The organism is Saccharopolyspora pogona, assembly GCF_014697215.1.
GTDB lineage: Bacteria > Actinomycetota > Actinomycetes > Mycobacteriales > Pseudonocardiaceae > Saccharopolyspora > Saccharopolyspora hattusasensis.
Genome location: NZ_CP031142.1, coordinates 4,570,181 through 4,593,899 on the forward strand (window position 1 = coordinate 4,570,181; position 23,719 = coordinate 4,593,899).

General features: G+C 69.6%; 30 protein-coding genes. 14 read left to right on the top strand and 16 right to left on the bottom strand.

The features are described 5' to 3' along the window. Positions 1-36: 36 nt before the first annotated feature. Together DL519_RS20860 and DL519_RS20865 are read right to left on the bottom strand one after the other, a co-directional pair. Complete coding sequence (locus DL519_RS20860) at positions 37-1,272, bottom strand: class I SAM-dependent RNA methyltransferase (RefSeq protein WP_190817289.1); 1,236 nt, start codon at positions 1,270-1,272, stop codon at positions 37-39. After that, complete coding sequence (locus tag DL519_RS20865; protein WP_190817291.1) at positions 1,244-3,271, bottom strand: APC family permease; 2,028 nt, start codon at positions 3,269-3,271, stop codon at positions 1,244-1,246. The genes DL519_RS20860 and DL519_RS20865 overlap by 29 nt, the downstream gene beginning before the upstream one ends. Positions 3,272-3,504: 233 nt before the next feature. Here DL519_RS20865 and DL519_RS20870 point away from each other — a divergent pair, with 233 nt between their 5' ends. Both DL519_RS20870 and DL519_RS20875 read left to right on the top strand, forming a co-directional pair. Then, on the top strand, positions 3,505-4,170 hold the full coding sequence (locus DL519_RS20870) for a potassium channel family protein (RefSeq protein ID WP_190824112.1): 666 nt from the start codon (positions 3,505-3,507) through the stop codon (positions 4,168-4,170). Next, entirely contained in the window at positions 4,170-4,841 is a 672-nt protein-coding gene (locus DL519_RS20875; RefSeq protein WP_190817293.1) for a potassium channel family protein, read from the top strand. The genes DL519_RS20870 and DL519_RS20875 overlap by 1 nt, the downstream gene beginning before the upstream one ends. 37 nt (positions 4,842-4,878) lie before the next feature. Here DL519_RS20875 and DL519_RS20880 read toward each other — a convergent pair whose 3' ends face one another. From DL519_RS20880 to dut, 6 genes are all read right to left on the bottom strand, one after another. Further along, positions 4,879-5,616, bottom strand: coding sequence for a DUF3159 domain-containing protein (locus DL519_RS20880; protein ID WP_190817295.1), 738 nt, complete (start codon positions 5,614-5,616; stop codon positions 4,879-4,881). Next, positions 5,613-5,990: an OB-fold nucleic acid binding domain-containing protein gene (locus DL519_RS20885; RefSeq protein ID WP_168587350.1), complete on the bottom strand. Its 378-nt coding sequence runs from the start codon at positions 5,988-5,990 to the stop codon at positions 5,613-5,615. The genes DL519_RS20880 and DL519_RS20885 overlap by 4 nt, the downstream gene beginning before the upstream one ends. Beyond that, entirely contained in the window at positions 5,920-6,537 is a 618-nt protein-coding gene (locus DL519_RS20890) for a LysE family translocator (RefSeq protein ID WP_223839340.1), read from the bottom strand. Before DL519_RS20890 ends, DL519_RS20885 begins: the two co-directional genes overlap by 71 nt. Positions 6,538-6,596: 59 nt before the next feature. Next, positions 6,597-6,797 (bottom strand): hypothetical protein, encoded by a 201-nt coding sequence (locus DL519_RS46965; RefSeq protein ID WP_223839342.1) that lies wholly within the window; start codon positions 6,795-6,797, stop codon positions 6,597-6,599. Between the two features lie 131 nt (positions 6,798-6,928). Then, a complete protein-coding gene (locus DL519_RS20895; protein WP_190817297.1) occupies positions 6,929-7,567 on the bottom strand; it encodes a DUF3710 domain-containing protein in 639 nt (212 codons plus the stop codon). 4 nt (positions 7,568-7,571) lie between these two features. After that, complete coding sequence (gene dut, locus DL519_RS20900) at positions 7,572-8,063, bottom strand: dUTP diphosphatase (protein WP_168587348.1); 492 nt, start codon at positions 8,061-8,063, stop codon at positions 7,572-7,574. Positions 8,064-8,087: 24 nt separating this feature from the next. Here dut and DL519_RS20905 point away from each other — a divergent pair, with 24 nt between their 5' ends. Beyond that, positions 8,088-8,594, top strand: coding sequence for a DUF3093 domain-containing protein (locus DL519_RS20905; protein WP_190817298.1), 507 nt, complete (start codon positions 8,088-8,090; stop codon positions 8,592-8,594). Positions 8,595-8,797: 203 nt separating this feature from the next. Here DL519_RS20905 and DL519_RS20910 read toward each other — a convergent pair whose 3' ends face one another. Beyond that, complete coding sequence (locus tag DL519_RS20910; protein WP_010695032.1) at positions 8,798-9,097, bottom strand: DUF4193 domain-containing protein; 300 nt, start codon at positions 9,095-9,097, stop codon at positions 8,798-8,800. 479 nt (positions 9,098-9,576) lie between these two features. Between DL519_RS20910 and cei the strand changes: the two genes are divergently transcribed. After that, on the top strand, positions 9,577-10,269 hold the full coding sequence (cei, locus tag DL519_RS20915) for an envelope integrity protein Cei (protein WP_223839343.1): 693 nt from the start codon (positions 9,577-9,579) through the stop codon (positions 10,267-10,269). An 87-nt stretch (positions 10,270-10,356) separates the two neighbouring features. On the opposite strand, the gene DL519_RS20920 is transcribed toward cei, so the two are convergent. Next, positions 10,357-11,148 (bottom strand): inositol monophosphatase family protein, encoded by a 792-nt coding sequence (locus DL519_RS20920; RefSeq protein WP_223840330.1) that lies wholly within the window; start codon positions 11,146-11,148, stop codon positions 10,357-10,359. 102 nt (positions 11,149-11,250) lie between these two features. Between DL519_RS20920 and ppgK the strand changes: the two genes are divergently transcribed. From ppgK to DL519_RS20940, 4 genes are all read left to right on the top strand, one after another. Continuing rightward, positions 11,251-12,012, top strand: coding sequence for a polyphosphate--glucose phosphotransferase (gene ppgK / locus DL519_RS20925; protein WP_190817304.1), 762 nt, complete (start codon positions 11,251-11,253; stop codon positions 12,010-12,012). A gap of 223 nt (positions 12,013-12,235) precedes the next feature. Next, positions 12,236-13,657, top strand: a complete 1,422-nt coding sequence (locus DL519_RS20930) for an RNA polymerase sigma factor (RefSeq protein ID WP_190824113.1) — start codon at positions 12,236-12,238, stop codon at positions 13,655-13,657. Between the two features lie 119 nt (positions 13,658-13,776). Beyond that, positions 13,777-14,115, top strand: coding sequence for a hypothetical protein (locus tag DL519_RS20935; RefSeq protein WP_190817305.1), 339 nt, complete (start codon positions 13,777-13,779; stop codon positions 14,113-14,115). A 628-nt stretch (positions 14,116-14,743) separates the two neighbouring features. Next, entirely contained in the window at positions 14,744-14,929 is a 186-nt protein-coding gene (locus tag DL519_RS20940; RefSeq protein ID WP_168587342.1) for a DUF7455 domain-containing protein, read from the top strand. A 154-nt stretch (positions 14,930-15,083) separates the two neighbouring features. Here the strand turns inward: DL519_RS20940 and DL519_RS20945 are convergent, their stop codons facing one another. Next, on the bottom strand, positions 15,084-16,295 hold the full coding sequence (locus DL519_RS20945) for a cysteine desulfurase-like protein (protein ID WP_190817307.1): 1,212 nt from the start codon (positions 16,293-16,295) through the stop codon (positions 15,084-15,086). 75 nt (positions 16,296-16,370) lie between these two features. Further along, positions 16,371-18,140: a DEAD/DEAH box helicase gene (locus DL519_RS20950; protein WP_190817309.1), complete on the bottom strand. Its 1,770-nt coding sequence runs from the start codon at positions 18,138-18,140 to the stop codon at positions 16,371-16,373. A gap of 341 nt (positions 18,141-18,481) precedes the next feature. Between DL519_RS20950 and DL519_RS20955 the strand changes: the two genes are divergently transcribed. After that, positions 18,482-19,513, top strand: coding sequence for a YihY/virulence factor BrkB family protein (locus DL519_RS20955; RefSeq protein WP_223840332.1), 1,032 nt, complete (start codon positions 18,482-18,484; stop codon positions 19,511-19,513). 25 nt (positions 19,514-19,538) lie between these two features. On the opposite strand, the gene DL519_RS20960 is transcribed toward DL519_RS20955, so the two are convergent. Next, a complete protein-coding gene (locus DL519_RS20960) occupies positions 19,539-19,787 on the bottom strand; it encodes a DUF3039 domain-containing protein (RefSeq protein ID WP_168587338.1) in 249 nt (82 codons plus the stop codon). A gap of 57 nt (positions 19,788-19,844) precedes the next feature. Beyond that, entirely contained in the window at positions 19,845-20,192 is a 348-nt protein-coding gene (locus DL519_RS20965) for a DUF3099 domain-containing protein (protein WP_190817313.1), read from the bottom strand. 148 nt (positions 20,193-20,340) lie between these two features. Between DL519_RS20965 and DL519_RS20970 the strand changes: the two genes are divergently transcribed. From DL519_RS20970 to DL519_RS20980, 3 genes are all read left to right on the top strand, one after another. Then, entirely contained in the window at positions 20,341-21,015 is a 675-nt protein-coding gene (locus DL519_RS20970; protein WP_190817315.1) for a lysophospholipid acyltransferase family protein, read from the top strand. An 86-nt stretch (positions 21,016-21,101) separates the two neighbouring features. Continuing rightward, positions 21,102-21,305, top strand: a complete 204-nt coding sequence (locus tag DL519_RS20975; protein WP_190817317.1) for a hypothetical protein — start codon at positions 21,102-21,104, stop codon at positions 21,303-21,305. Positions 21,306-21,395: 90 nt separating this feature from the next. Then, positions 21,396-21,671, top strand: coding sequence for a hypothetical protein (locus tag DL519_RS20980; RefSeq protein ID WP_190817319.1), 276 nt, complete (start codon positions 21,396-21,398; stop codon positions 21,669-21,671). A gap of 113 nt (positions 21,672-21,784) precedes the next feature. On the opposite strand, the gene DL519_RS20985 is transcribed toward DL519_RS20980, so the two are convergent. Then, positions 21,785-22,327, bottom strand: a complete 543-nt coding sequence (locus DL519_RS20985) for an RNA 2'-phosphotransferase (protein ID WP_190817321.1) — start codon at positions 22,325-22,327, stop codon at positions 21,785-21,787. A gap of 6 nt (positions 22,328-22,333) precedes the next feature. Then, complete coding sequence (locus DL519_RS20990) at positions 22,334-22,915, bottom strand: HhH-GPD-type base excision DNA repair protein (protein ID WP_190817323.1); 582 nt, start codon at positions 22,913-22,915, stop codon at positions 22,334-22,336. 138 nt (positions 22,916-23,053) lie between these two features. Here DL519_RS20990 and DL519_RS20995 point away from each other — a divergent pair, with 138 nt between their 5' ends. Next, complete coding sequence (locus DL519_RS20995; protein WP_190817325.1) at positions 23,054-23,350, top strand: hypothetical protein; 297 nt, start codon at positions 23,054-23,056, stop codon at positions 23,348-23,350. A 2-nt stretch (positions 23,351-23,352) separates the two neighbouring features. Further along, complete coding sequence (locus DL519_RS21000; protein ID WP_190817327.1) at positions 23,353-23,673, top strand: hypothetical protein; 321 nt, start codon at positions 23,353-23,355, stop codon at positions 23,671-23,673. The last annotated feature ends 46 nt before the right edge of the window (positions 23,674-23,719 follow it).

Below are 23,719 nucleotides of genomic sequence, written 5' to 3' on the forward strand. Positions count from 1 at the left end.
CCGTCGAGCGGAACAGCGCGAGCCGGGAAACGGCGCTCAGCCGACCGGCTCCAGCAAAGCGATGCACTCGATGTGGTGTGTCATCGGGAAGGCGTCGAAGGCCTCCAGCTCGGTCATCCGGTAGCCGCGCTCCGCGAACAACCCCACGTCCCGCGCCAGCGCCGCCGGATCGCACGCGACGTGCACGATCCGCGCCGGGCGACGCGACGTCACCGCGTCCACCACGTCCCGACCGGCGCCCTTGCGTGGCGGGTCCAGCACCACGACGTCCGGGGTCGGCAGGTCCTCGTCGGTGGCCAAATCCTCCACCGTGCCCGCGCGGAACGACACCTGCGGCAGGTCCCGCAGGTTCGCCACCGCGTCCTCCACCGCACGCCTCGACGACTCGACCAGCACCACCGAACCCGCCGGGCCGACCTGCTCCGCGAGCGGCGCCGCGAACAAGCCCACCCCACCGTAGAGATCCCAGGCCACGCCACCCTCCGGCGCTGCCGCCAGGCGCGAAACCACCTCGGTGAAGGTGTCCGGCGCGGCCTTGTGCACCTGCCAGAAGCCCTGCACGTCAACGTCGAAAGGCCGCCCGCCCGCGGATTCGCGAGCCACCCCGCTGCCCTGCACCTGCCTGGCGACGGCGCGCGCGTGACGCCGCTGCGGCTTGTGGTCCACGGCGGTCACGTGCACCTCGCCCGCGGCATCGGCCGCCACCGTCAGCTCCGCACCCGGGCGCCACCGGCGGTTTGTGACCTCGCTCAGCGCGCCCCCGACGGTGATCGGGCAGTCCTCGACCGGGATCACCCGGTGGCTGCGGTGCGCGCGGAATCCCGCCTGCCCCTTGCGGTCCACGGCCAGCCGCGCCCGGCTCCGCCAACGCAGCAGGCCACCGGGCAGTTCCCGCACCCGCACCGGCCAGTCGATCCCGGCGATACGTTGCAGCTGCTCGGCGATCACCGCGGCCTTGAGCTCCCGCTGCGTCTCGCCGGCGGCGTGCTGCCAGTCGCAGCCACCGCACCGGTCGCGACCGAGCGCCATGTCCGCCAGCGGGCACGGCGGGCTCACCCGGCCCTCCGCCGCGGTCAGCACCTCGACCGCATCGGCCCGGCAGAAGCCGCCACCGGCGTCCTCGGTGACCTCGGCGACGACGACCTCCCCGGGCAACGCGTGGCGGACGAACACCACCCGGCCCTCGTACCGGGCCACGCAATGGCCGCCGTGCGCGACCGGCCCGATCTCGATCTCCAGCCGCCTACCGGTCCAGTCCGGCCTTTCGGTCACTGCTCACCTTCCCGTTCGTACCCAGCCCGCGCCGGGTCGCGCCCGGCATCGAGGTGAGCTGCTTCTGGCGGACCCGCGTGGACGACTCCAGCTGCCACGGCACGCTGGTGACCATCACGCCCGGCTGGAACAGCAGTCGGCTCTTCAGCCGCAGCGCGCTCTGGTTGTGCAGCAGTTGCTCCCACCAGTGGCCGACGACGTATTCGGGGATGAACACGGTCACCACGTCGCGCGGGCTGTCCCGCCGGATCCGCTTGACGTATTCCAGCACCGGCCGGGTGATCTCCCGGTACGGCGACTCAAGCACCTTCAACGGCACCGGGAGATTCTCCGCCTCCCAGCGCTTCGTCAGCTCGCGGGTGTCCTCGTCGTCGACGTTGACTGTGACGCCCTCGAGCACGTCCGGCCGGGTGGCGCGCGCGTAGGCGATCGCCCGCATGGTCGGCAGGTGCAGCTTGGAGACCAGGATCAGCGCGTGGTTGCGCGACGGCAGCACCGCGTCCGCCTCCTGCTGCTTGAGCTCCTCACCGACCCGATCGTAGTGCCGGTGGATGGCCGTCATCAGCACGTAGATCGCGGCCATCGCGGCGATCGCGATCCAGGCGCCGTGGGTGAACTTGGTGATCAGCACGATCACCAGCACGCTGGCCGTCATGAACAGGCCGAAAGTGTTGATCACCTGCGCGCGGCGCATCCGCCGCCGCGCCTGTGGATCGGTCTCCTTGCCCAGCAGCCGGTTCCAGTGCCGGATCATGCCGCTCTGGCTGAGCACGAAAGACACGAACACGCCGACGATGTAGAGCTGAATCAGCCGGGTGACCTCGGCCTCGAAGGCGAACACCAGGATGATCGCCCCAGCGGCCAGGAACAGGATGCCGTTGGAGAACGCCAGCCGGTCGCCGCGGGTGTGCAGCTGGCGAGGCAGGAACCGGTCCTGCGCCAGGATCGAACCCAGCACCGGGAAACCGTTGAACGCCGTGTTGGCGGCCAGCACCAGGATCAGGCCGGTGAAGAACACCAGGTACCAGACGCCGGGCGGGAAGCCCGCGAAAACCGCGCGCGCCAGCTGCGCGACCAACGTCTTCTGCTCGTAACCGGGCGGCGCGCCGATCAGCTGGCGCGCCGGGTCCTCGGCGATCACCGCGCCGGTGATCTGGGCCAGCATCAGCAGCCCCATGAACATCGTGACCGCGAGGCCACCCATCAGCGCCAGCGTGGTGGCCGCGTTGCGGGACTTCGGCTTGCGGAAGGCCGGCACCCCGTTGCTGATCGCCTCGACACCGGTCAGCGCCGCGCTGCCGGAGGAGAACGCCCGCAGCACCAGGAACACGAACGCCACCCCGGCCATCTGGGTTTCGTCCGGCAAGATCTGGAAGTTCGCGCTCTCGGCCGGCATCTCCTGGCCGAGCACGAAGGTGCGGAAGAAGCCCCAGCCGATCATGCCGAGGACGCCGATCACGAAGGCGTAGGTCGGGATCGCGAACAGCGAACCGGACTCGCGGACACCGCGCAGGTTCAGCGCGGTCAGCAGCGCGATCGCACCGACGGCGAACAGCACCTTGTGCTGCGCGACGAACGGGATGACCGAGCCGATGTTCGCGGCGGCCGAGGAGATCGACACCGCGACCGTGAGGATGTAGTCGACCAGCAGGGCGCTGGCCACCACCAGCCCCCACCGGGGGCCGTGGTTGACGGAGGCCACCTCGTAGTCGCCGCCGCCGGAGGTGTAGGCGCGCACGTTCTGCCGGTAGGAAGCGACCACCGTGACCATCACGAGCGCGACCAGGATCCCGATCCACGGGCTCACCGCGAAGGCGGACACGCCGGCCACCGAGAGCACCAGGAGGATCTCTTCGGGCGCGTAGGCGACGCTGGACATGGCGTCGGAGGAGAACACGGGCAGGGCGATGCGCTTGGGCAGCAGCGTGTGCGCGAGGCGATCGCTGCGGAACGGGCGACCGACGATCAACCGTTTCGCCGCGGTTGCGAGCTTGGACACGGCACAGAGCGTAAGCGCAAAGGTGGGTCGGCAGGCGACCCTGGCCGCCGGAATTCCTCTCAGGTCACATCCGGACCTCCGCCCTGCCCACGTGGACGCCTCACCCGGTACGGTGCAGCAGCCCGGAACCGACGGGCGCGAACCGGACCGGACCCGCGTCCGTGAAGGTACGGTCGGCAGACGATCGCGAGGTCGTCGCCAGAACCCGCACCCCGCAGCGAGGAGACAGCGTCGTGCACGTGGTGATCATGGGTTGCGGCCGGGTCGGGGCCTCCCTGGCCGCGGCCCTGCAACGGCTCGATCACACCGTGGCCGTGGTGGACAAGAACCCGCAGGCGTTCCACCGCCTGGGCAAGGACTTCCGCGGCCAGCAGGTCACCGGCAACGGCTTCGACCGGGACATCCTGGTCGAAGCGGGGATCGAGCAGGCGGCCGCCTTCGCCGCGGTGTCCAACGGGGACAACTCCAACATCGTCTCGGCCCGGGTGGCCCGCGAGACCTTCGGCGTCGAGCACGTCGTGGCGCGGATCTACGACCCGAAGCGCGCCGAGGTCTACCAGCGGCTGGGCATCCCCACGGTGGCCACGGTGCCGTGGACGACCGACCGGTTCCTGCGCATGCTGCTGCCCGAAGGCGTCGCCACGGCGTGGCGGGAGCCCTCCGGCACCGTCGCGGTCCTGCAGCTGCCGCTCGACGACGGCTGGATCGGCCGCCGGGTCGCCGAGCTGGAGGCCACCACCGGCGCCCGGGTCGCGTTCATAATGCGGTTCGGCAACGGGGTGCTCCCGGACGCCAAGACCATCATCCAGGCCGACGACACGGTTTACGTGGCGGCGCTGTCCGGCACCGTCACCGACGTCACAGCGGCGGCCCGCCGCACACCCGAGGAGAGCGAGTAATGCGCATCGCGATCGCGGGCGCCGGCGCGGTCGGCCAGTCCATCGCGCGGGAGCTGCTCGAAGGCGACCACGACGTCCTGCTGATCGAGCGGAGCGTCCAGAACTACCACCCGCAGAACATCCGCGGCGCGGAGTGGATGCTCGCCGACGCCTGCGAGCTGGCGTCGCTGGAGGAAGCCGGGCTGGAGTCCTGCGACGTGGTCATCGCGGCCACCGGCGACGACAAGGTCAACCTGGTGGTGTCGCTGCTGTCGAAGACGGAGTTCGCAGTGCGCCGCGTGGTGGCCCGCGTCAACGACCCGCTCAACGAGTGGCTGTTCACCGAGGCGTGGGGCGTTGACGTCGCGGTGTCCACGCCCCGGATGCTGGCCGCGATGGTCGAGGAGGCCGTCAACGTCGGCGACCTAGTGCGGCTGATGACGCTGCGCCAGGGCCAGGCCAACCTGGTCGAGGTGACGCTGCCGGACACCACCCCGCTGGCCGGGCGCCGGGTCCGCGACCTGAAGCTGCCCTCCGATGCGGCGCTGGTCACCATCCTGCGCGGCGGCCGGGTGATCGTCCCGCAGGCCGACGACCCGCTGGAGGCGGGCGACGAAATGCTGTTCGTGGCCACCGCCGACGTCGAGCAGCAGATCCGGGCGATCATCCACGACCGTCAACCCGCCGACTGACGGACGGGGCGTGGCGATTTCGCGCGAAATCGCCGGGTCAGCCCATCGAGGGCTTGGAGTCGAGGGTTCCGGCCTCCCGGGCCTCGGCCTTCTCCTGCTCTGCGACCTTCGCGGCGCGGCGGACCGCCCAGACCGTGACGATCAGCGCCAGGCCGGTCAGCGGGTAGCCCATCGCGATCCGGGCGAACGCCAGCCAGCCGGTCTGGTCCGAGTCATACAGCCACTGCTGCACCACGTACTTCGCCGCGAACACCACGGTCCAGGCCAGCGTCGCCAGGTCGTAGCCGCGCAGCGCTCGACGCTGCTTGCGCCAGGAGAAGCCCAGCCCGTTCAGCGCCGACCAGGCCACGCCGACCAGCGGCCAGCGGGCCAGCACCGACACCAGGAACACCCCGCCGTAGATCAGGCTCGTCCAGATGCCCAGCAGGAAGAAGCCCTTGGCGTCGCCGGAGCGGTAGGCGATGAACGAGCACACCGCGACCCCGAGAACACCGGAGATGGCCGGCTGCAGCGGTTCCTTGCGCACCATCCGGAAGATCGCGATCCCGATCGCCACGCCGATCGCCGACCAGATCGCCGGCATCAGCGAGGTGAAGGAGCTGACCAGTACGAAGACCACGATCGGGACCGCCGAGTAGGCCAGCCCTCCGACGCCGCCCATCTGTTCGAGCAGGGTCTTCTCGGGGGCGGCGTCCCGCTGCGCGGTCTGGTCCGGCTGGTGGTCGGCCGCGTCCTGGGCGGGCAGCCCGGCGGCGGATGCGTCGCGTTCGCTCATGCGGTGTTCTGCAACTCGTAGTAGGGGTTGTAAAGCACCTTGCGCCCGTCGCGGACCGCGATCCGGCCCCGGGCCTTGATGATGCGTCCCGGTTCGATCCCGGTGATCCGGCGGCGCCCCAGCCAGACCAAGGTCACATCCTCGGTGCCGTCGTACAGCTCGGCCTCCAGCGTCGGGGCCGATGCCTTCGGGCACAAGCCCACGCTGCGCACCCGGCCGAGCACCACGGCCTCCTGCCCGCACTGGCAGTCGCTCGCGCGCTGGGCTCCACCGGCTTGGGACCGCTGCGAGAGATCGTCGGCGTCAAGCTCGGCGACGTCGCTGGTCAAGCGGCGTACGAGGCGACGCCAGTAGCCGCCGTCGGTCTTGCTCATCTAGCGCTCCTGTGCGCTTCCGGGGCTCGACTCGCAGCCCGTGCACCCCCAGCGTAGCCGTCCGCAACGGCGTCGTCGCGGGCCCTGCGGGATTAAGAACTTGACCCGCCCGATCGGCTATTCCGTGATCCACCGGAAACGCGCGAAACGGGAAGAACAGGAATTTTCCCGTTTCCTGGTTCTGGGAGAGCGCCAGCGCCTCGCCAAGGCCGATCAACGTGGTGCCGCTGGCGACCTGCTGGCGCCGCCACCAACGCGGGTTCCGGGCCACGCGCGCCGACAACGGGCCCGCGAAGGACGCCACCAGCAGGTCGGAGACCAGCACGAACGCCACGAAGACGGCCCCCAGCACCAGGAAGACCGGGGAGGTCGAACCCCGCTCCGGGTGCACGAACTGGGGCAGGAAGGCCAGGAAGAACATCGCTGTCTTCGGGTTGAACACCTCGGAGACGAAGCCCTGCAGCACCGCCGACCCGCGCTGCCGCGGCGCTTCCTGCGGCTGCCCACCGGTGCCCTTGCGCAACTCCCACAACGCGCGGGCGCCCAAGTAGATGACTTAGGCGGCACCGATGAGCTTCACCACGGTGAACGCCTCCGCCGAGGCCATCAGGAGCGCCGACAGACCGACGGCAGCCGCCAGCACTCGTGCAGCGAAGCGCCCAGGGTGTTGCCGAATGCCGAGAGCACGCCTTCGCGGGAGCCGCCTCGGATGCTGCGCGCCAGCACGTAGAGCATGCCGGGACCGGGCACGAAAGCGATCAGCAGCGCAGCCCCGAGGTAGACCCACCACTCAGCGAAGTCCGGCACGCATCGAACTTACTCGTCGCGCGAGTCGCCTTTCGTGACGGTGCGAGTGGCGGAACCTCAGACGCCCCTCGACTCCGGAATCCCCGACTTTGATGCACGTCCAGGTCGCTTCGTGCCCGGTCGAACCGGTTTCAGCCCGGTTGGCCGTTGTTCTGGGCCTGGGCCTGCTGGATGTGGCGCAGGATCGCCTCCGGCAGCTGGATCGGCAGCGGCGTGCGCACCGGCATCGGTTCGGCACCGCGTACCACGATGGTCTCGTCGAGGACCGCGTACAGCAGTTTCGTGCACTCCTCGGCGTGCTCCGCCGGTCCGGCCGCGACGCCGCGCAGCAGCCACCGCGGGCCGTCCACCCCGACGAACCGCAGCGCCGCCTTCGGCGAGTCGGCCACCAGCTCGGTTCCCCAGTCGCCCCGCTCCGCGTGCACCTGGGCACCGTCGTTGCGCAGCTGGTCAGCGAGTTCCGCGCTGACCTCCGCCCACAGCCCGCTGCTGCGCGGCGCCGCGAACGCGCTGACCGTCAACCGGCCGACCTGCGTGACCAGGTGCACGGCGCGCACCGGGCCAGCCGGGTCGACCTCCACCTGCAGCTGGCCGCCTTCCGGCACCGGCAGCCGCACCGAACCGAGGTCGAGCCGCTCCACCTGGTCGTCGGGCGCCTCGCTCTCGTCGAACGGACCACCTTCCGCGAAGTCCTGCTCCTCGGCGCTCAGCTCCGCGTCCGCAGCGGCGTCATCGGCGCGTTTGCCGCGCCCGCGGCCCCAACCGAACATCCCCTCAGCCCTCCGTCCTGTGGCCGGCCTCGGCCCCCGAGACCGCCAGCACCTCGTGCCCACCGGTGGACCCGTAGCCCCCGGCACCTCGCTGTGACGCCGGCAGCTCGGCGACCTCCTGGAACACCGCCTGCTCGACCTTCTGCACGACGAGCTGGGCGATCCGGTCACCGCGCCGCAACGACAGCGGTACCTCACGATCATGGTTGATCAGGCAGACCTTGATCTCACCGCGGTACCCAGAATCAACGGTGCCCGGTGCGTTGACCACGCTCAACCCCGCCTTGGCGGCCAGGCCCGAACGCGGGTGCACGAAACCCGCGTAGCCCTCGGGCAGCGCCACCGCGATACCCGTGCCTACCACGGCTCGTTCGCCGGGTTCGAGCACCACGTCGCTGGTGGTCACCAGATCCGCACCGGCGTCGCCTGGTTTCGCGTACGCGGGCAGCGGCACATCGGGGTCAAGTCGGGTCAGCAGGACCTTCACGTTCGACACGGGCGGCGAGACTACCCTGAAGCCGTGTCGGAAAGCGGAGAAGCGGTCAGCATCGCCGGGGACACCCCCGGTCAGGCGAATGCGGAGGGACGTCCGGTGTTCCGCGAACGGTTGTACGCGTCCTGGTGGACGTGGCCGTTGCCGGTGATCGGTGCCGCGATCATGGCCGCCACGGTGCACATGGGCTACCCGGGCGTGCGCGCGTGGTTGCCCTACGTCGTGCTCATCACGCTGGCCATCGCGATCCCGATCTGGCTGGGCCGGATCAAGGTCGAGGTCACCGGGGGTGAGCTGTGGGTCGGCGACGCCCACCTGCCGCTGCGGTTCATCGACGAGGTCGAGGTCATCACCCCCGCCGAGCAGCGGCAGGCGCTCGGCCCGGACCTGGACCCGGCCGCGTTCATGGTGCACCGCTCGTGGATCCGCACCTCGGTGCGGATCTGGTTGAACGACCCGGACGACCCCACCCCGTACTGGGTGGTCAGCACCCGGCGTCCCGAAGAACTCATCGCCGCCCTGAAGAAGGCGTGAACGCGGCGGGCGAGCGCTGACCGTCCCGAAATTACTTTCGAAACGGCGCAGCGACTCGGCTCGGCCCGCGCGAACCGGCACCGCCGCGCGTTCGTCGAACGACGACGCACGGCCGTGCGGGATCGGTCCGCAAAACAACTGGGCACACGCCGTCAGCGTGTGCCCAGCCACTTCCCGGTCTCGTCGACGCCCGGCCGCCTGGATCAGGCGGCGCAGTCGCGGCAAACGGGCTGGCCGTTGCGGTTCTCGGCCAGCCGGCTGCGGTGGTGGACGAGGAAGCAGCTCGAGCAGGTGAACTCGTCAGCCTGCTTCGGGAGCACCTTGACGGTCATCTCCTCGCCGGACAGGTCCGCGCCCGGCAGTTCGAAGTTCTCCGCGATCGCCCCTTCGTCCTCGTCGACGACGCCGGATTGCGCATCGTTGCGTCGCGCCTTCAGCTCCTCCAACGAGTCCTCAGCCAAGTCCTCGGACTCGCGGCGCGGAGCGTCGTAGTCGGTCGCCATCGTGATTCACCCCTGCGTTAGTGGAGACTGCAATGGTGTGCCGCTGGTAAACGTTCCAGGACCCGACTTTGTGCCCGCTGGCACAGTGATCGTGGTCTCGCCCTGCAACGCGTTCAGTTCCCCCGTTATGAGCGACTTGCCTCATCCGGCACTCCGTGAGGCGCCGAGAGGATAGCTCATGCCGAGTCCGCGCACGCATCGGGTCACCCATAGGTGTGGTGTTCGCTGCATCCGCGGGCTGTCGAAGATCAACCCTCCGGCGCCGCCCGGTCGCCTTCTTCGGTTGCCCAGCAATTCGCCTTGTGATGCGGTGCCCAGGCAGTTCACTCATCGGCATCGATTCAGCGGCCCACGCCCGGCGTCCGCGACACGGTCGCGACGTCCAGCGCCGCGCGACGCAAGTTGTACGCATAGGCTGATCTAGTGAAGACGGGCGCAGGCTGGTCGCAACATCCAGGGAGGGGCGGGACGTGTCAGCCGTGAGTGCAAGGTCGGGGCGACGAACCCGTTACCGGCGGCGTCGACCACTGCCCGCTCTGGCGGTGCTGGTCGGGCTCGTGGTGCTGTCCGGACTGCTGTGGACCCGGGTCTTCGATTCGGTGAAGGACATCGACGCCGCGACCACCTGCAACCCGCCCGGGATGCCGACCGCCGCGCCTCAGGGCGGAGAAACCACCGAGCCGGTGCCGCTGGGTCAGATGCTGCCGCGCAACGCGCTCGATTCGACCAACCCGATGCCGCCGCAGGACGTGCAGGTGCGGGTGCTCAACGGCAACGGCGAGACCCGGCAGGCGTCGCTGGTCAGCGACGAGCTCGCCAGCCTCGGCTTCGCCAAGGGCGGCGCGGACAACGACCCGGTCTACGTCAACTACGACCTGAAGTGCCACGGCCAGATCCGCTTCGGTGTTGCCGGGGTGAGCGGGGCGCGGACGCTGAGCCTCATCGCGCCGTGCGCCCAACTGGTGCGCGACGACCGCCACGACGCCAGCATCGACTTCGCGCTGGGGTCGGCCTTCGACGACATCAAGACCACCTCGGAAGCCAAGCAGGCGCTCCAGGAGTTGGAGAACTGGGTGCCGCAGCGGGACCAGCAGGGCGGGGCCCACCAAGAGGTGACACCGCCGCAGATCGATAGCGAGCTGCTCAACAAGGCCCGCGACGTGCACTGCTGACGCAACAGTTCCGAGCGAAGGACACCTCCACCCGCTGCCCCGGGAGGCAGCGAGCAGGGGCGCCCTTCACCTGACATCCGCCGATGGTCAGACGCGTCCGGCAGCGGCGCGGAGCAGCGCGTCGGTCAGCTCCCCCGCGATCCCCGGCGCAGCGCAGACGATCATCCCGTCGCCCAATCCGTCGGTCGACCCCGGCTGCGGCAGCCGCAGTTCCGCACCGGCCTCGGCGGCGATCAGCGCACCAGCCGCCCAGTCCCACCGGTTGAGGCCGACCTCGTACATGCCGTCCAACCAGCCAGCGCCGACGGCGCACAAGTCCAGCGACGCCACCCCGGCCCGCCGGATGTCGCGCACCTGGCCCAGCAGCCGACCGAGCACCTGGGCCTGCGCCGTGCGGCGCTCCACAGAGTAGGCGAACCCGGTGCCGATCAGCGACAGGTCGAGCCGGTCGGCGTTCGAGACCCGTAGCGGGCGGCCGTCGAGGAAGGCGCCGTGCCCGGCGGCGGCGCTCCACACCCGGCCGGAAACCGGCTCCACCACCGCACCGGCCACCGAACGCCCGTCGAGCTGCGCGGCGAGCGAAACGGAGTACCAGGGGAAGCCGTACAGGTAGTTGACGGTGCCGTCGATCGGGTCGACCACCCAGCGCAGCCCTTCGAGCGCGCCTTCGCCGCCTTCCTCCTCCCCCAGCACCGACTCGCCGGGCCGCAGGTGCGCCAGCCGCTCCCGCACGAGTCGCTCCACCGCTCGATCACCTGCCGTGACGACATCGGTCTCGGTACTCTTCGTATGAACCGCACCATCGGTGACTGATTCGTCACGCACCGTACGGGCCAGATCTGCGGCCTCGCGAGCGATCCGCACCGCTACCTGGCACAAGTCTTTTGCGTCTACTTCTGCTGCCAATCCCACGTTCACATCGCAACACAACCCGGTTAAGGTCTGCACACCCTCATCTGAATCGAGTAGGAAGGATCAGCCATGGCGACTGCCCGCGGTTTCGGCGTTGATATCGGCGGGTCGGGCATCAAGGGCTGCCCAGTCGACATCGACGGTGGCGTGCTGGCCGAGGAGCGGATGCGGATCTCCACCCCGCAGCCCTCGACCCCGTCCGCCGTGGCGGATGCCGTGGCGGAGATCGTCGAGAAGTTCTCCTGGACTGGTCCGGTCGGCGTCACGCTGCCCTGCGTGATCAAGGACGGCACCGCGCTCACCGCGGCGAACATCGACAAGGGCTGGATCGGTACGGACGCCCAGGAGCTGTTCGCGGAGCGGCTCGGCCGCACCCGGGACGACGTGCTGGTGCTCAACGACGCCGACGCCGCCGGCACCGCGGAGATGCGCAGCGGGGCCGGCGCCGGTCACCGCGGCCTCGTGGTGGTGCTGACCTTCGGCACCGGCATCGGCAGCGCCATGTTCGTGGACGGCAAGCTGGTGCCCAACACCGAGTTCGGGCACATCGAGGTGGACGGCCGCGACGCCGAGAAGCAGGCCGCGGCCTCGGTGAAGGACGACCTGGAGCTGACCTACGAGCAGTGGGCGCCGCGGGTCAGCCACTACATCCAGGCGCTCGAGAAGTTCATCTGGCCCGACCTGATCATCGCCGGCGGCGGGGTCAGCAGAAAGGGTCAAAAGTGGATTCCGCTGCTGGAGACCCGCACGCCCGTGGTGGCCGCGGCGCTCCGCAACGACGCCGGAATCGTCGGGGCCGCGACGGCAGCCGCGACCAGGCATAACACCTGATCTGCCGACCACGTAGCACATGTCGGGACGCGCGGACTCCGCCTTGCAGCGGAACCGCACCCCCGCATCGCAGCTACAATGGAACACAGCCCACTTGATTCGAAGTCCTCGTCGAGGAAAAAGCCGAGGCAGGCACCGGGTGTTTCCTCAACACAGCAGGGCTGAATCCGGTGGGTTGTTCCCCGACCTTTGGCGGCCGAGGTTTCGCGCCCTCCGGCCTGCCCTGATCGACCGTCGCGAAAGGGCGTACGTGGCAGCCGCAGAAACCGCAACCCGACGCTCCGCTGCAGCAACCGGCGGTGCCCAGTCCCAGTCGGGCCAGTCCCAGGCCACCCCAGCTTCGGAGGCGGCTGCTTCGTCTGACACCGAGCAGACGAACTCCACCGCCGCGCGCAAGAGCACTCCCAAGAGCTCGACGGGTGCGAAGTCGACGGCCCGCAAGACCACCGCCGCGAAGTCGGCGGGGGCCAAGAAGGGCGCCAAGGCCCCGGCTAAGAAGTCGACCAAGTCGGCTTCCGAAAAGGGCAGCGGCGAGGGCATGGAGATCGACGAACCGATCGAAACCGACCTGACGTCCCCGGACGTCGGCGACCTCGCCGACGTCGAGGTGGAAATTCCGGAAGAGCCGGTTCCGGAGGAGGAGACCAAGGAATCCGGCGACTTCGTCTGGGACGAAGAGGAGTCCGAGGCGCTCCGGCAGGCGCGCAAGGACGCCGAACTGACGGCCTCCGCCGACTCGGTGCGCGCCTACCTGAAGCAGATCGGCAAGGTCGCGCTGCTCAACGCCGAGGAAGAGGTGGAGCTGGCCAAGCGCATCGAGGCCGGTCTCTACGGCGCGGAGCGGCTGCGGCAGGTCGAGGAGGCCGGCGAGCAGCTAACCACCCAGATGCGCCGCGACCTGCGCTGGATCGTGCGCGACGGCGAGCGGGCGAAGAACCACCTGCTGGAGGCGAACCTCCGCCTGGTCGTGAGCCTGGCCAAGCGCTACACCGGCCGCGGCATGGCGTTCCTGGACCTCATCCAGGAGGGCAACCTCGGCCTCATCCGCGCGGTGGAGAAGTTCGACTACACCAAGGGTTACAAGTTCTCCACGTACGCGACCTGGTGGATCCGGCAGGCCATCACCCGCGCCATGGCCGACCAGGCCCGCACCATCCGCATCCCGGTGCACATGGTCGAGGTGATCAACAAGCTCGGCCGGATCCAGCGCGAGCTGCTGCAGGACCTTGGCCGCGAGCCCACGCCCGAAGAGCTCGCCAAGGAAATGGACATCACCCCGGAGAAGGTGCTGGAGATCCAGCAGTACGCCCGGGAACCCATCTCCCTGGACCAGACCATCGGCGACGAGGGCGACAGCCAGCTCGGTGACTTCATCGAGGACTCCGAGGCGGTCGTCGCGGTCGACGCGGTGTCGTTCACGTTGCTGCAGGACCAACTGCAGTCGGTGCTGGCGACGCTGTCCGAGCGGGAGGCCGGCGTGGTCCGGCTGCGGTTCGGGCTGACCGACGGCCAGCCGCGGACGCTGGACGAGATCGGCCAGGTCTACGGGGTGACCCGGGAGCGGATCCGGCAGATCGAGTCCAAGACGATGTCGAAGCTGCGCCACCCGTCCCGGTCCCAGGTGCTGCGCGACTACCTGGACTGAGCTTCATCTAGACCGATGCCGCCGACCTGCGATCTCGCGGGTCGGCGGCATCGGTCTTTTCGGGTGCCGAATCACCTCGGGACGTTCTGCCCGCGTCCATCCGGGCGCGGGAGCCCATCATGGGGAAACCGAACCTCAAGAGGCAGCCGCACAAGGGGGTGCGCATCATGTCCGTTCGGTTCCTCGTCCTCGCGCTCACCTCATTCGCCGCGCTGGCCGTGCTGCTGGGGGCCGGCGCCGCGCTCCCCGCACGGATGCCCACCGCAGCGGAACCACCGGCCTCGCCGCCCGTGCTGACCGACCAGGTGACGCCGCTCGAGCTCCGCTCGGACCCGTCCGGCGCCACCGGCACGCCGGGGACCTCTGGCAGCGCCGGAATCGGCACCTCGGGCTCGAAGACCGGGACCGTCGGAAAACCGGGGCAGACCGTCACCCTCGACTGGCCCAGGGCCCGCTGAGCCGATCTCCGCGCTCGGACGGCTTGTCGGCCCATGCGGGCTGATCACAGGTGAAGCGGCGCGGATTCCGGTTCGATGATCCGCACTGGGCACCGCTCTCCAGAACGGGCCGACCGCCCGGCGGTGAGCCGTGGCGCACGACCGGGAGGTACCAGGCGAGGCACATCGCTTGAGCGCGCCGTTGCGCGGGGTGCCCCAACTGTCGCTGGAGACACCGGAGAGGGCCGTCGGAGGGCACTTTCCCCGCCGAAACCGTCCACCTGGTGGGATTTCCTGTTCGCTTCCAGCGGAACCGGCGGCCGCGAAATGGCGCCCGACCTGTGATCTGAAACACCAAATTTCCGGATCCTGATCGGCATCGACTTCCGGAAACCGGCCTCACCAGGCGTTATTTCCCCATGTCACAAGGCTTTCCGCAGTGTTGATCACACTCCGCGAGCGGTGCTGCTACAACCGGGTACTTCATGGTGACGACCGTCGCCACCCGGCGCGGGAACACTGACTGGGGCCGCAGCGTCTGGAAGAGTGGAGCCAACGAGCACCGCTCCCGCAGCCAGTGGGCCGACGGTGGTCGTAGCAGGATCGAGGGCGTCGGGTGATTCCGACGCCGGGACGGAGGGAGATCACGATGCCGGGAACGCTCACCCGCCCCGAGCTGACCGCCGCCGACCGCTGCGACCGCTGCGGGGCCGCTGCGAAGCTTCGCGCCGTATTGCCATCCGGTAGCGAGCTTCTGTTCTGCGGGCACCACGCCCGTGCGTACGAGGCCGGGCTGCGCGAGGTGCAGGCCGACCTCCAGCAGGACGAGCAGTAAGAACCCGTCAGACCGAACACCGGGCTCCCGCAGGTTCCCTGCGGGGGCCCGGTCGTTTTTGCAGAGGTTCCGCATGGTCAGGCCCCGTGAGCGCTTTACGGTGCCATCGCGCCCAGAAGCACTCACGGCCGACTACCTGCGGAACCGCCCGTTCTCAGCTGGCAATTTCGGCCAGCGCGTCGAGCAGTCGTTGCACCTCCGACCGGCTCGTGTAGTGCGACAGGCTAGCCCGCACGCCGCCCTTCGGGCCGATGCCGAGGGCGTGCACCGCCTCCCAGGCGTACGAATGCCCGTAGGAGACGTTCAGACCGCGCTCGGCGAGCTGCTCCGCGACGGCCGCGGGTTCCTTCCCCGGGAGCCCGAAGAACGCCGTGGGAGTGCATGCGCCCTGCGGAGCGCCATAGCGAACCACCCCGTCCAGCGCCGCGATCCCGTCGAACAGCGCCCGGGCCAGTTCGTCCTCGTGGGCCTGCACTGAACGGCGAGAGACCGCCAGCCGCTCGGCCCGGCTGCCGTCGGCGTCGGAATCCAGCCCGGCCAGGTGCTCCACGGCGGCCACCACCCCGGCCAACGCGGCGAACGGGTTGGTGCCGAGCTCGAACCGCTCCGGCGAGGTGTCCGGCGAGGGCGTGAGCTTGTCCGGGTGCAGGTTCTCCAGCGACCACGGGTCGGCGGCGACCACCGCGGCCAAGTGCGGCCCCGCCCACTTGTAGGCGCTGGTCGCGTAGAAGTCGGGGCCCAGGTCGGCCAGGCGCACGTGGGCGTGCGGGCAGTGCTGGACCCCGTCGACGTAGGACAGGGCGCCGACCTGCCTGGCCCGGTCGGTGATCGCCCGCAGGTCGGGCATGGTGCCCAGCACGTTCGAGGCCGCCGTGACGGCGACCAGTTTGGTGCGCTCGCCGATGAGGCTGGTGACGTGGTCGACGGGCAGCTCGCCCGTCGCGGGGTCCAGCTCCGCCATCCGCACGGCCGCACCCGCCCGCCGCGCGTGCTGCACCCAGGGGCGCACGTTGGCGTCGTGGTCCAGCTGCGTCACCACGATCTCGTCGCCGGGCCGCCAACCGGCGGCGAGCACGGCGGCGAACCGGTAGGTCAGGGCGGTCATGCTCGGGCCGAACACCACGCACGCGGGGTCCGGGGCACCCACCAGGTCGGCGACGGACGCCCGCGCCTCCGCGACGATCCCGGCGGCGCGGCGGCTGGACTCGTACGGGCCGCCCACGTTGGACATCCCGACCCGGTAAGCGTCGCTGACCACGTCGATCACCGGCTGCGGGACCTGGGTGCCCGCAGCGCCGTCCAACCACGCCCGACCGTCCGCCAACGCCGGATACTGCGCCCGGATCTTCTCCACGTCAAAAGCCATGCCCCGACCCTATGAGACCGAGGTCGGCGACCGAACAGATTACCGCTGCACCATTCGGGTCCACTGCCCGAGCGGTCACCAGGAACGCAGGGTGGCGATGCGCTCTTCGAGCTGTTCGACGGTGGCCATCGCGGTGGGCGGTCCGCCGCAGGTCTTCTGCAGCTCGTTGTAGATCTTGCCGTGCGGCTTCCGGGTGCGGTGGTGGTGTAGCGAAACGAGCGTGTTCAGCTCCTTGCGGAGCTTCTGCAACCGCTCCTGCACGGTCTGCGGCCGCGCGCGCTGCTCGGCCTGCTCGGCGACCTTCGCCGCCTTCGCCACTGCCTCGCGCTTGCCGACGTCCTCCAGCTGCTGCTCCTGGCGCTGCCGCAGCAGCGCGCGCACCTGGTCGGGTTCCAGCAGGCCGGGCAGCCCGAGGTAGTCCTGCTCCTCATCGGTCGTGCTGAACGCGGCCGTGCCGAACGACGAGCCGTCGTAGATCACCTGGTCCAGCTCGGCCTCGGCACCCAGCGAGGTGAACGCCTTCTCGTCCTCGCCGGGCTCGTCGCGCTTGCTGTTGGCCGCGGCCAGCAGCTCGTCGTCCCAGCCGTCCTTCTCCCGGTGCGGCTTGCCGAGCACGTGGTCCCGCTGTGCTTCCAGCTGGCTGGCCAGCTCAAGCAGCACCGGGACGCTCGGTAGGAAGATGCTCGCCGTCTCGCCCGGCCGCCGGGACCGCACGAACCGGCCCACGGCCTGCGCGAAGAACAGTGGCGTCGAGGAGCTCGTGGCGTAGACGCCGACCGCCAGCCGCGGCACGTCGACGCCTTCGCTGACCATGCGGACCGCGACCATCCAGCGGTCCTCGGACTCGGCGAACTCGGCGATCCGCCCGGACGCCTGCGGGTCGTCGGAGAGCACCACCACCGGGTCGTGCCCGGTGAGCCTGTGCAGGGTCTTCGCGTAGGCCTTGGCCGTGACGTGGTCGGTGGCGATCACCAGGCCACCGGCGTCCGGGATGCCGCCCTTGCGCAGCTGCGTCAACCGGGTGTCGGCGGCCTGCAGCACCGTCGGGACCCACTCCCCCGCCGGGTCCAGGGCGGTCCGCCAGGCCCGCGCGGTCTGCTCGGCGGTCAGCGGCTCGCCGAGGCGGGCGCTGAACTCGTCGCCTGCGTTGGTGCGCCACCGGGCCTCGCCGGAGTACGCCAGGAACAGCACCGGCCGGACGACGCCGTCGTTGAGGGCATCGGAGTAGCCGTAGGAGTGGTCCGGGCGGCTGCGCAGCGAGCCGTCGGCGTCGGGTTCGTAGCCGATGAACGGGATCGGCGAGTCGTCGCTGCGGAACGGGGTACCGGTCAACGACAGGCGCCGGACGGCCGGGGTGAACGCCTCCCGGATCGCATCGCCCCAGGACTTCGCGTCGCCCGCGTGGTGCACCTCATCGAGGATCACCAGCGTCTTGCGACGTTCGGTGCGCACCCGGTGCAGCGTCGAATGCGCCGCGACCTGCGCGTAGGTCACCACGACGCCGCGGTAGTCGCTGGAGGTGATGCCGTCGCTGTTGCGGAAGTTGGAGTCCAGCGGGATGCCCGCGCCGCCGGCGGCCAACGCCCACTGGTGCTTGAGGTGCTCGGTGGGAGCCACCACGGTCACCGCCTCAACCGTGCGGTCGGCCAGCAGCTCCGCGGCGACCCGCAGCCCGAAGGTCGTCTTGCCCGCGCCCGGCGTCGCGACCGCCAGGAAGTCCTGAGGCTTGCTCGACAGGTACCTGGTGAGGGCTCGCCGCTGCCAGGCGCGCAGTGGCCGGGAAGGAGCCTGCGAGGGGTCGCTGAGCACGGATCGCACGGAATGGTCGAGTTGCGCTTCGGACACGCCGGCTCGCCGCTCCTTCCTTCTGTCTCCCCTGCTGAATGGCGAGGGCGCACCACTGCACAGCCCCGCGGCCGCCCGCACGCGCGATGGGCGTCGATCAACTCGAAGCGGGCCGCCGTGCAGCTTACCTTTCGGGTCCGGGCCGCACCGGATTGGCCGGAGGAGACCTGCACGACACTCCGCGTCCCCGGCGGTTTTGGCGGGCCGACGCCCGCCGCGGTAGCCAATGAAGCATCCTTATGGGTGCCATGGGTCAGCCGAGTCCACAAGACCACCGGGGGCGCAGTGCGACCGTCGCACCACGGGAAGTCCCGGTGCGGCGCGGGCCGCTGCGTCTGGTCATGCGCACGCTCGACAAGGCGTGGTGGGACAACATCTTCTCGGAATCGGCGGCCGCCGCGTTCTGGCAGACGCTGTCCATGCCACCGCTGCTGCTCGGGCTGCTGGGCAGCCTCGGCTTCGTCGGCGACTGGTTCGGACCCACGGTCGTCGATGCCGTGCACGACAAGATCCTCGCCTTCTCCCGCACGGTGTTCACGGCGAACGTGGTGGACCAGATCATCGGCCCCACGGTCGCCGACATCCTGACCAAGGGGCGCAGCGAGATAGTCTCGGTCGGATTCGTGATCTCGCTGTGGGCGGGTTCTTCGGCGCTGGCGTCGCTGGTCGACTCGATCACCCTCGCCTACAACCAGTATCTGGTGCGCAACAGCGTGTGGCAGCGGATCTTCGCGCTGCTGCTGTACCTGGTGTGCCTGGTCGTCGCGGTGGTCGGGCTGCCGGTGGTCGCGCTGGGCCCGGACTGGCTGCCGACGATCTTCCCGCAGGACTTCCAGGACGACATAGCCTGGCTGATCCAGGCGTTCTACTACCCGGCGACCGCCGTCGGCCTGGTGGTCGCGCTCGCGACGCTGTACAAGGTGGCGCTACCGCGGAAGCTGCCGTGGCACCGCGGCCTCCCCGGGGCGCTGCTGGCGATGGCGATCTTCCTGTGCGCCAGCATCGGCCTGCGGCTCTACATCACGTGGGTGACCAGCACCGGCTACACCTACGGCGCGCTGGCCACGCCGATCGCGTTCCTGCTGTTCGCGTTCTTCATCGGGCTGGCGATCATCATGGGCGCGCAGTTCAACAACGCGATCCAGGAGATGTGGCCGGCGAAGATGACCCGCCGGGAGCGCCGGCGGTGGCGGCGCCTGGAGATGAAGCGGCTCGCGCAGCGGATGCACACCGAAGAGGGCTACCGCACGTGGCGCAACGGCCAGGCCGAGGAGGGCGGCGAGAAGCCGAAACCGGCCACGGAGCCGCCGCGGAACGGCGTCCCGCTGCCGAAGCAACCGAACGACAAGCAGGCCGAACCGCACGGCGGCTGAGCGCCGCCGCGCGATGGTCCTTGGTTCAGTCCTTGCCGCCCGAGGGCAGGGACTCGAAGATCTCCTTGCAGTCCGGGCAGACCGGCGAGCCCGGCTTCGGCGACTTCGTGACGGGGAAGACATCTCCGCACAGCGCGACCACCATCGTGCCCATGACCGCACTCTCGGCGATCTTGTCCTTCTGCACGTAGTGGAACATCTCCGGCCGGTCGTCACTGGTCTGATCAGTGGTCTCGGTCCGGGTATCGGTCTCCGGCATCGTCATCGTGCTCATGCCCCCAATGATGCCGTACTACACCGCTGCATGTCGCCGACCGGCCGGGCGCAGCTCTCAGGCGCCCTCGATGACCTGGTGGCTACGGGATTCGATCGAGTGCCGCGAGCGGCGGAACCGGTTCACGTGCTCGCGCTTCTTCGCCGGGCGGTCGTTGGCGATGAGCACCGCCATCCACGGCAACGGGATGGAAATAGCCAGGATGATCAGTGACAACCACCACAACTGCCACAGCTGGAACACCACTGCGGCAATGACCAGACACGGGATGCGGCTGGCCATCATGATCGCGTACCTGCGGCGACGCTGCGCCTGCTGATCGTCGTAGGACGGCTGTGCCTCGGTGATCAGCACCGGGGTGTCGTCACGATGTGAGCTGTTCACGACGCTACCTCCGAGTTCCATGTTCCCACCCGATCGCCTCCGCCGATACCCCGGGTTCGCGATCACCGCAACTCCAGCGATCGGCCTGACTCAGAGGTTGACCGGTAGGACGCCACGCCGAAACCTCGCCGGGTTAGATTCGATCGGGATCAACGGTGCGGGAGGACGAATGCTGTACGCGGTGAGCAAGCGGGTCGTGGGTGCGGTGGCGCGGACGATCTACCGGCCGACCGTGATCGACGCCGACAAGGTGCCCACGACCGGGCCAGTGATCCTGGCCCCGAACCACCTCGCTGTGCTCGACAGCTTCATCGTGCCGCTGGTGCTGCCGCGCCCGGTGGCGTTCCTGGCCAAGGCCGAGTACTTCCAGGGCACCGGCTTCAAGGGCTCGCTGACCAAGTGGCTGTTCGGCTCACTCGGCGTGATCCCGGTGGAGCGCGGGCGCGGGCGTGCCGCGAAGGAGGCCCTCGAAGCTGCGGAGCAGGTGCTCCGCGACGGCGGCGCGTTCGGCATCCACCCGGAGGGCACCCGCTCGCCCGACGGGCGGCTGTACCGGGGGCGGACCGGCGTGGCGCGGCTGGCGCTGAGCACCGGCGCGCCGGTGGTGCCCGTCGCGTTGACCGGCACGGACAAGCTCCAGCCGCGGGGCAAGAAGCTCCCCCGGCTGCACCCGGTGACCGTCCGCTTCGGCGACCCGCTGGACTTCGCCCGCTATGCCGGGATGGAGGGTTCGCTGCCGGTGCTGCGCTCGATCACCGACGAGATCATGTACGCCATCGCCGAACTCTCCGACCAGGAATACGTCGACCGCTACCAGAGCCCCGGCGCCGCCGCGGCGGCCTGATCCCGGGCGCATCCGGCGTTCAGCCAGCGGTTGGCCGGCCTGTCGTGGTTGGTCCTGAACCAGAAGTGGTCGGCGCATCGGACGCCGTGGGCGATCCAGTCGTTGTAGGCGACCTGGAGTCGGTCGGCGATCCTGAAGTCGTCTCCGCGGGCGGCGAGCCGGTGGGGACGGTGGTCGCCGTCGGTGCCGTCGGTGCCGTCGGCACCGTGGTCGACGGGGCAGGCGGGGCGGGCGGCTCCTCCGGCGTGGAACCCACCGGCGGATCCTGGATGCCGTGGCACTGCTCGTAGGTCAGCCCGGCGCAAGGATCCGCCCCGATCGCCGGCTCGCCCCGCGTGGCCTGCAGTTGGTCGTCGATCCATGGATCGCTCGAGCGTGCATTGCCGTTCCCGCTGACATGGCCGCACGCCTTGTTCGTGATGGCGTTCGGGTTGTTCGGGTCGTCGAATCGCGGCGCGGCGTCCGGCTCGCAAGTGACGCCGACCGGGTTCGGTGTGCGGTCGGCCTTTGGTGAGGGGAGCGGCACCCGAGACGGCATCTTCCTCGGCAACGCGCTCACCAACGGCGCGACGGGCGGCGGTAGCAACTTCGGCGGTGCGGTGCTGCAGGCGCCTATCGCGAACATCAGGCCCGGCAATACGGCGGCGACGGCGTAGCGAGTCATAGGCGATCCCCCAGTGCGAAGGGCCGGTGCGGTCACTGGCCCTGTCATGGGTTCCGCGTTGACGTTGCCGGGCGTTATCCGGTTACCACCCGTAGTGCCACCGCGTCAGTCCGGATAGCGGATGAACTCGGGCAGGACGTGATCTACCAGCCAGACGCCGTTCGCACTGACCCGGAACTCGTGCCCGCTCGCGTGCATCCCGGCGGCGTCCACGGTCAACACGACCGGCCGCCCCCGCCGCGCGCCGACGCGCTTCGCGGTCTCGCGATCGACCGAGAGGTGGACGTGATGCCGGTTCATCGGCCGCAACCCCTCGGCGCGGATGCCCGCCAGGTGGCGCGAGGCCGTGCCGTGGAACAGCAGCTCAGGTGGTTCGGTCACCGGTAGGTCGAGGTCCACCGCGACCGAATGCCCCTGGCTGGCCCTGATCCGGTCGCCCTCGATGACGTACCGCTGCTTGTCGTTGGTCTCGACGACCTGCACCAGCTCCGCCCGCGAGATCGGGAACCCGTGCGAGGCTGCCGCCGCGAGCAGCACATCGACGACCGCCCAGCCGTGCTCGTCCAGCTCGATCCCGATCCGCTCGGGCTGGTGCCGCAGGTGCTTGGCCAGGTACTTCGAGACTCGCACCAACCTGCGCTCGTCCATCGACGCCTAGTCCTTGGCTGCCTTGGCCGCGGCCTTCTGCTCCTTCTTCCAGGCGCGCACCTCGGCGAGGGACTGATCGTCGACGACGTCGGCGATCGAGCGGCGGGCGTCCGCGTCGCCGTAGGCACCGGCTGCCTCGCGCCACCCGGTCGGCTCGACGCCGCGCTGCTTGCCCAGCAGGGCTAGGAAGATCCGCGCCTTCTGGTCGCCGAACCCGGGCAGCGCCTTGAGCCGCTTCAGGACCTCCTTGCCGTCCGGATCGGCCTCGGTCCAGATGGCGTCGGTGCGGCCGTCGTAGTTCTCGACGATGTACTGGGCCAACGCGTGCACCCGCCGCCCCATCGACCCGCCGTAGCGGTGGATGGCGGGCTTCTGCACGCAAAGCTCGACGAAGCCGTCGAGGTCGGACTCCGCGATCTTGGCGACGCTGAACCCGCCCATCCGGTCGGCGATCTTCTTCGGCCCCGCGAACGCGATCTCCATGGAGATCTGCTGATCGAGCAGCATGCCCGTGAGCAGGGCGAACGGGTCGTCGGACAGCAGCTTGTCCGCGTCGGCATCGCCGGTGAGGTTGAGCTTCTTCGGCATGGCACCATCCTGGCACGCACGGCCGAAAAGCATCGACCCGTGAGCAGCGCAAACGGATCTTCGGAGAGCAACTGATCGGCCGCGGTATCCGGTCGACGACGTGGCGCGAACGCAGCGCATTGTTCTACAATGTGCTACATGCTCGACGAGCTGTGGTGGGATGACGAAGACGCCACCCACATCCGCACCCGCTCAATCCGCTATCCCGGTGCAACCGACCTTGAACCCGCGTGGACGCTGGAAGCTGCCACCGACCCGCACTGCATCGTGCGCGACCCTGACCCCAAGAGTCATGTCGGCTACACCCGGATCATCGGGTACTCGGCGAGTGCCGGATGCGTACTGACCGTCGACCCCGAAGACAACTCCGGGGTGACCGCGTGGAAGACCCGCGGAGCCGATCTCCGCGAGTACCTCGAAGGCAAGGAGGTATGACCATGACCGACCCCGCCAAGTCGGCCCGCCGGGCACGACACGACGCCATCCGCGCTCAGGTCGCCGACGAAGAAGTCGAAGCGGCTGAAGCCGAGGCAGCCGAAAACGCCGCCGCCCTCGACGTTTCGCTCCACCTGCGCATCAGCCAGTCCCTCGACGCCGAGTTGCGACGCCGGGCGGCCGCCGAGCACATTCCCACATCCGCACTCGTCCGACGGCTCCTCACTCAGGCCGTGCACCGGCACGACTCCGGTGCCCTCACGTCCGCTGAAGTCGAAGAGATCGCCCGCCGCGTCACTCGCGAGGAACTCCAACGAAGCTGAATGCCGTGCCGATGCACATCGGCTACTTCTTCGCCGCCTTTTACTC

Bases quoted from the DNA above. Each gene is read 5' to 3' on its own strand.
- DL519_RS20875 (WP_190817293.1), top strand. From the start codon at position 4,170: ATGCGCATCGCGATCGCGGGCGCCGGCGCGGTCGGCCAGTCCATCGCG.
- DL519_RS20880 (WP_190817295.1), bottom strand. From the start codon at position 5,616: ATGAGCGAACGCGACGCATCCGCCGCCGGGCTGCCCGCCCAGGACGCG.
- DL519_RS20885 (WP_168587350.1), bottom strand. From the start codon at position 5,990: ATGAGCAAGACCGACGGCGGCTACTGGCGTCGCCTCGTACGCCGCTTG.
- DL519_RS20895 (WP_190817297.1), bottom strand. From the start codon at position 7,567: ATGTTCGGTTGGGGCCGCGGGCGCGGCAAACGCGCCGATGACGCCGCT.
- DL519_RS20910 (WP_010695032.1), bottom strand. From the start codon at position 9,097: ATGGCGACCGACTACGACGCTCCGCGCCGCGAGTCCGAGGACTTGGCT.
- ppgK (WP_190817304.1), top strand. From the start codon at position 11,251: ATGGCGACTGCCCGCGGTTTCGGCGTTGATATCGGCGGGTCGGGCATC.
- DL519_RS20935 (WP_190817305.1), top strand. From the start codon at position 13,777: ATGGGGAAACCGAACCTCAAGAGGCAGCCGCACAAGGGGGTGCGCATC.
- DL519_RS20940 (WP_168587342.1), top strand. From the start codon at position 14,744: ATGCCGGGAACGCTCACCCGCCCCGAGCTGACCGCCGCCGACCGCTGC.
- DL519_RS20945 (WP_190817307.1), bottom strand. From the start codon at position 16,295: ATGGCTTTTGACGTGGAGAAGATCCGGGCGCAGTATCCGGCGTTGGCG.
- DL519_RS20955 (WP_223840332.1), top strand. From the start codon at position 18,482: ATGCGCACGCTCGACAAGGCGTGGTGGGACAACATCTTCTCGGAATCG.
- DL519_RS20960 (WP_168587338.1), bottom strand. From the start codon at position 19,787: ATGAGCACGATGACGATGCCGGAGACCGATACCCGGACCGAGACCACT.
- DL519_RS20965 (WP_190817313.1), bottom strand. From the start codon at position 20,192: ATGGAACTCGGAGGTAGCGTCGTGAACAGCTCACATCGTGACGACACC.
- DL519_RS20970 (WP_190817315.1), top strand. From the start codon at position 20,341: ATGCTGTACGCGGTGAGCAAGCGGGTCGTGGGTGCGGTGGCGCGGACG.
- DL519_RS20985 (WP_190817321.1), bottom strand. From the start codon at position 22,327: ATGGACGAGCGCAGGTTGGTGCGAGTCTCGAAGTACCTGGCCAAGCAC.
- DL519_RS20990 (WP_190817323.1), bottom strand. From the start codon at position 22,915: ATGCCGAAGAAGCTCAACCTCACCGGCGATGCCGACGCGGACAAGCTG.
- DL519_RS20995 (WP_190817325.1), top strand. From the start codon at position 23,054: ATGCTCGACGAGCTGTGGTGGGATGACGAAGACGCCACCCACATCCGC.
- DL519_RS21000 (WP_190817327.1), top strand. From the start codon at position 23,353: ATGACCGACCCCGCCAAGTCGGCCCGCCGGGCACGACACGACGCCATC.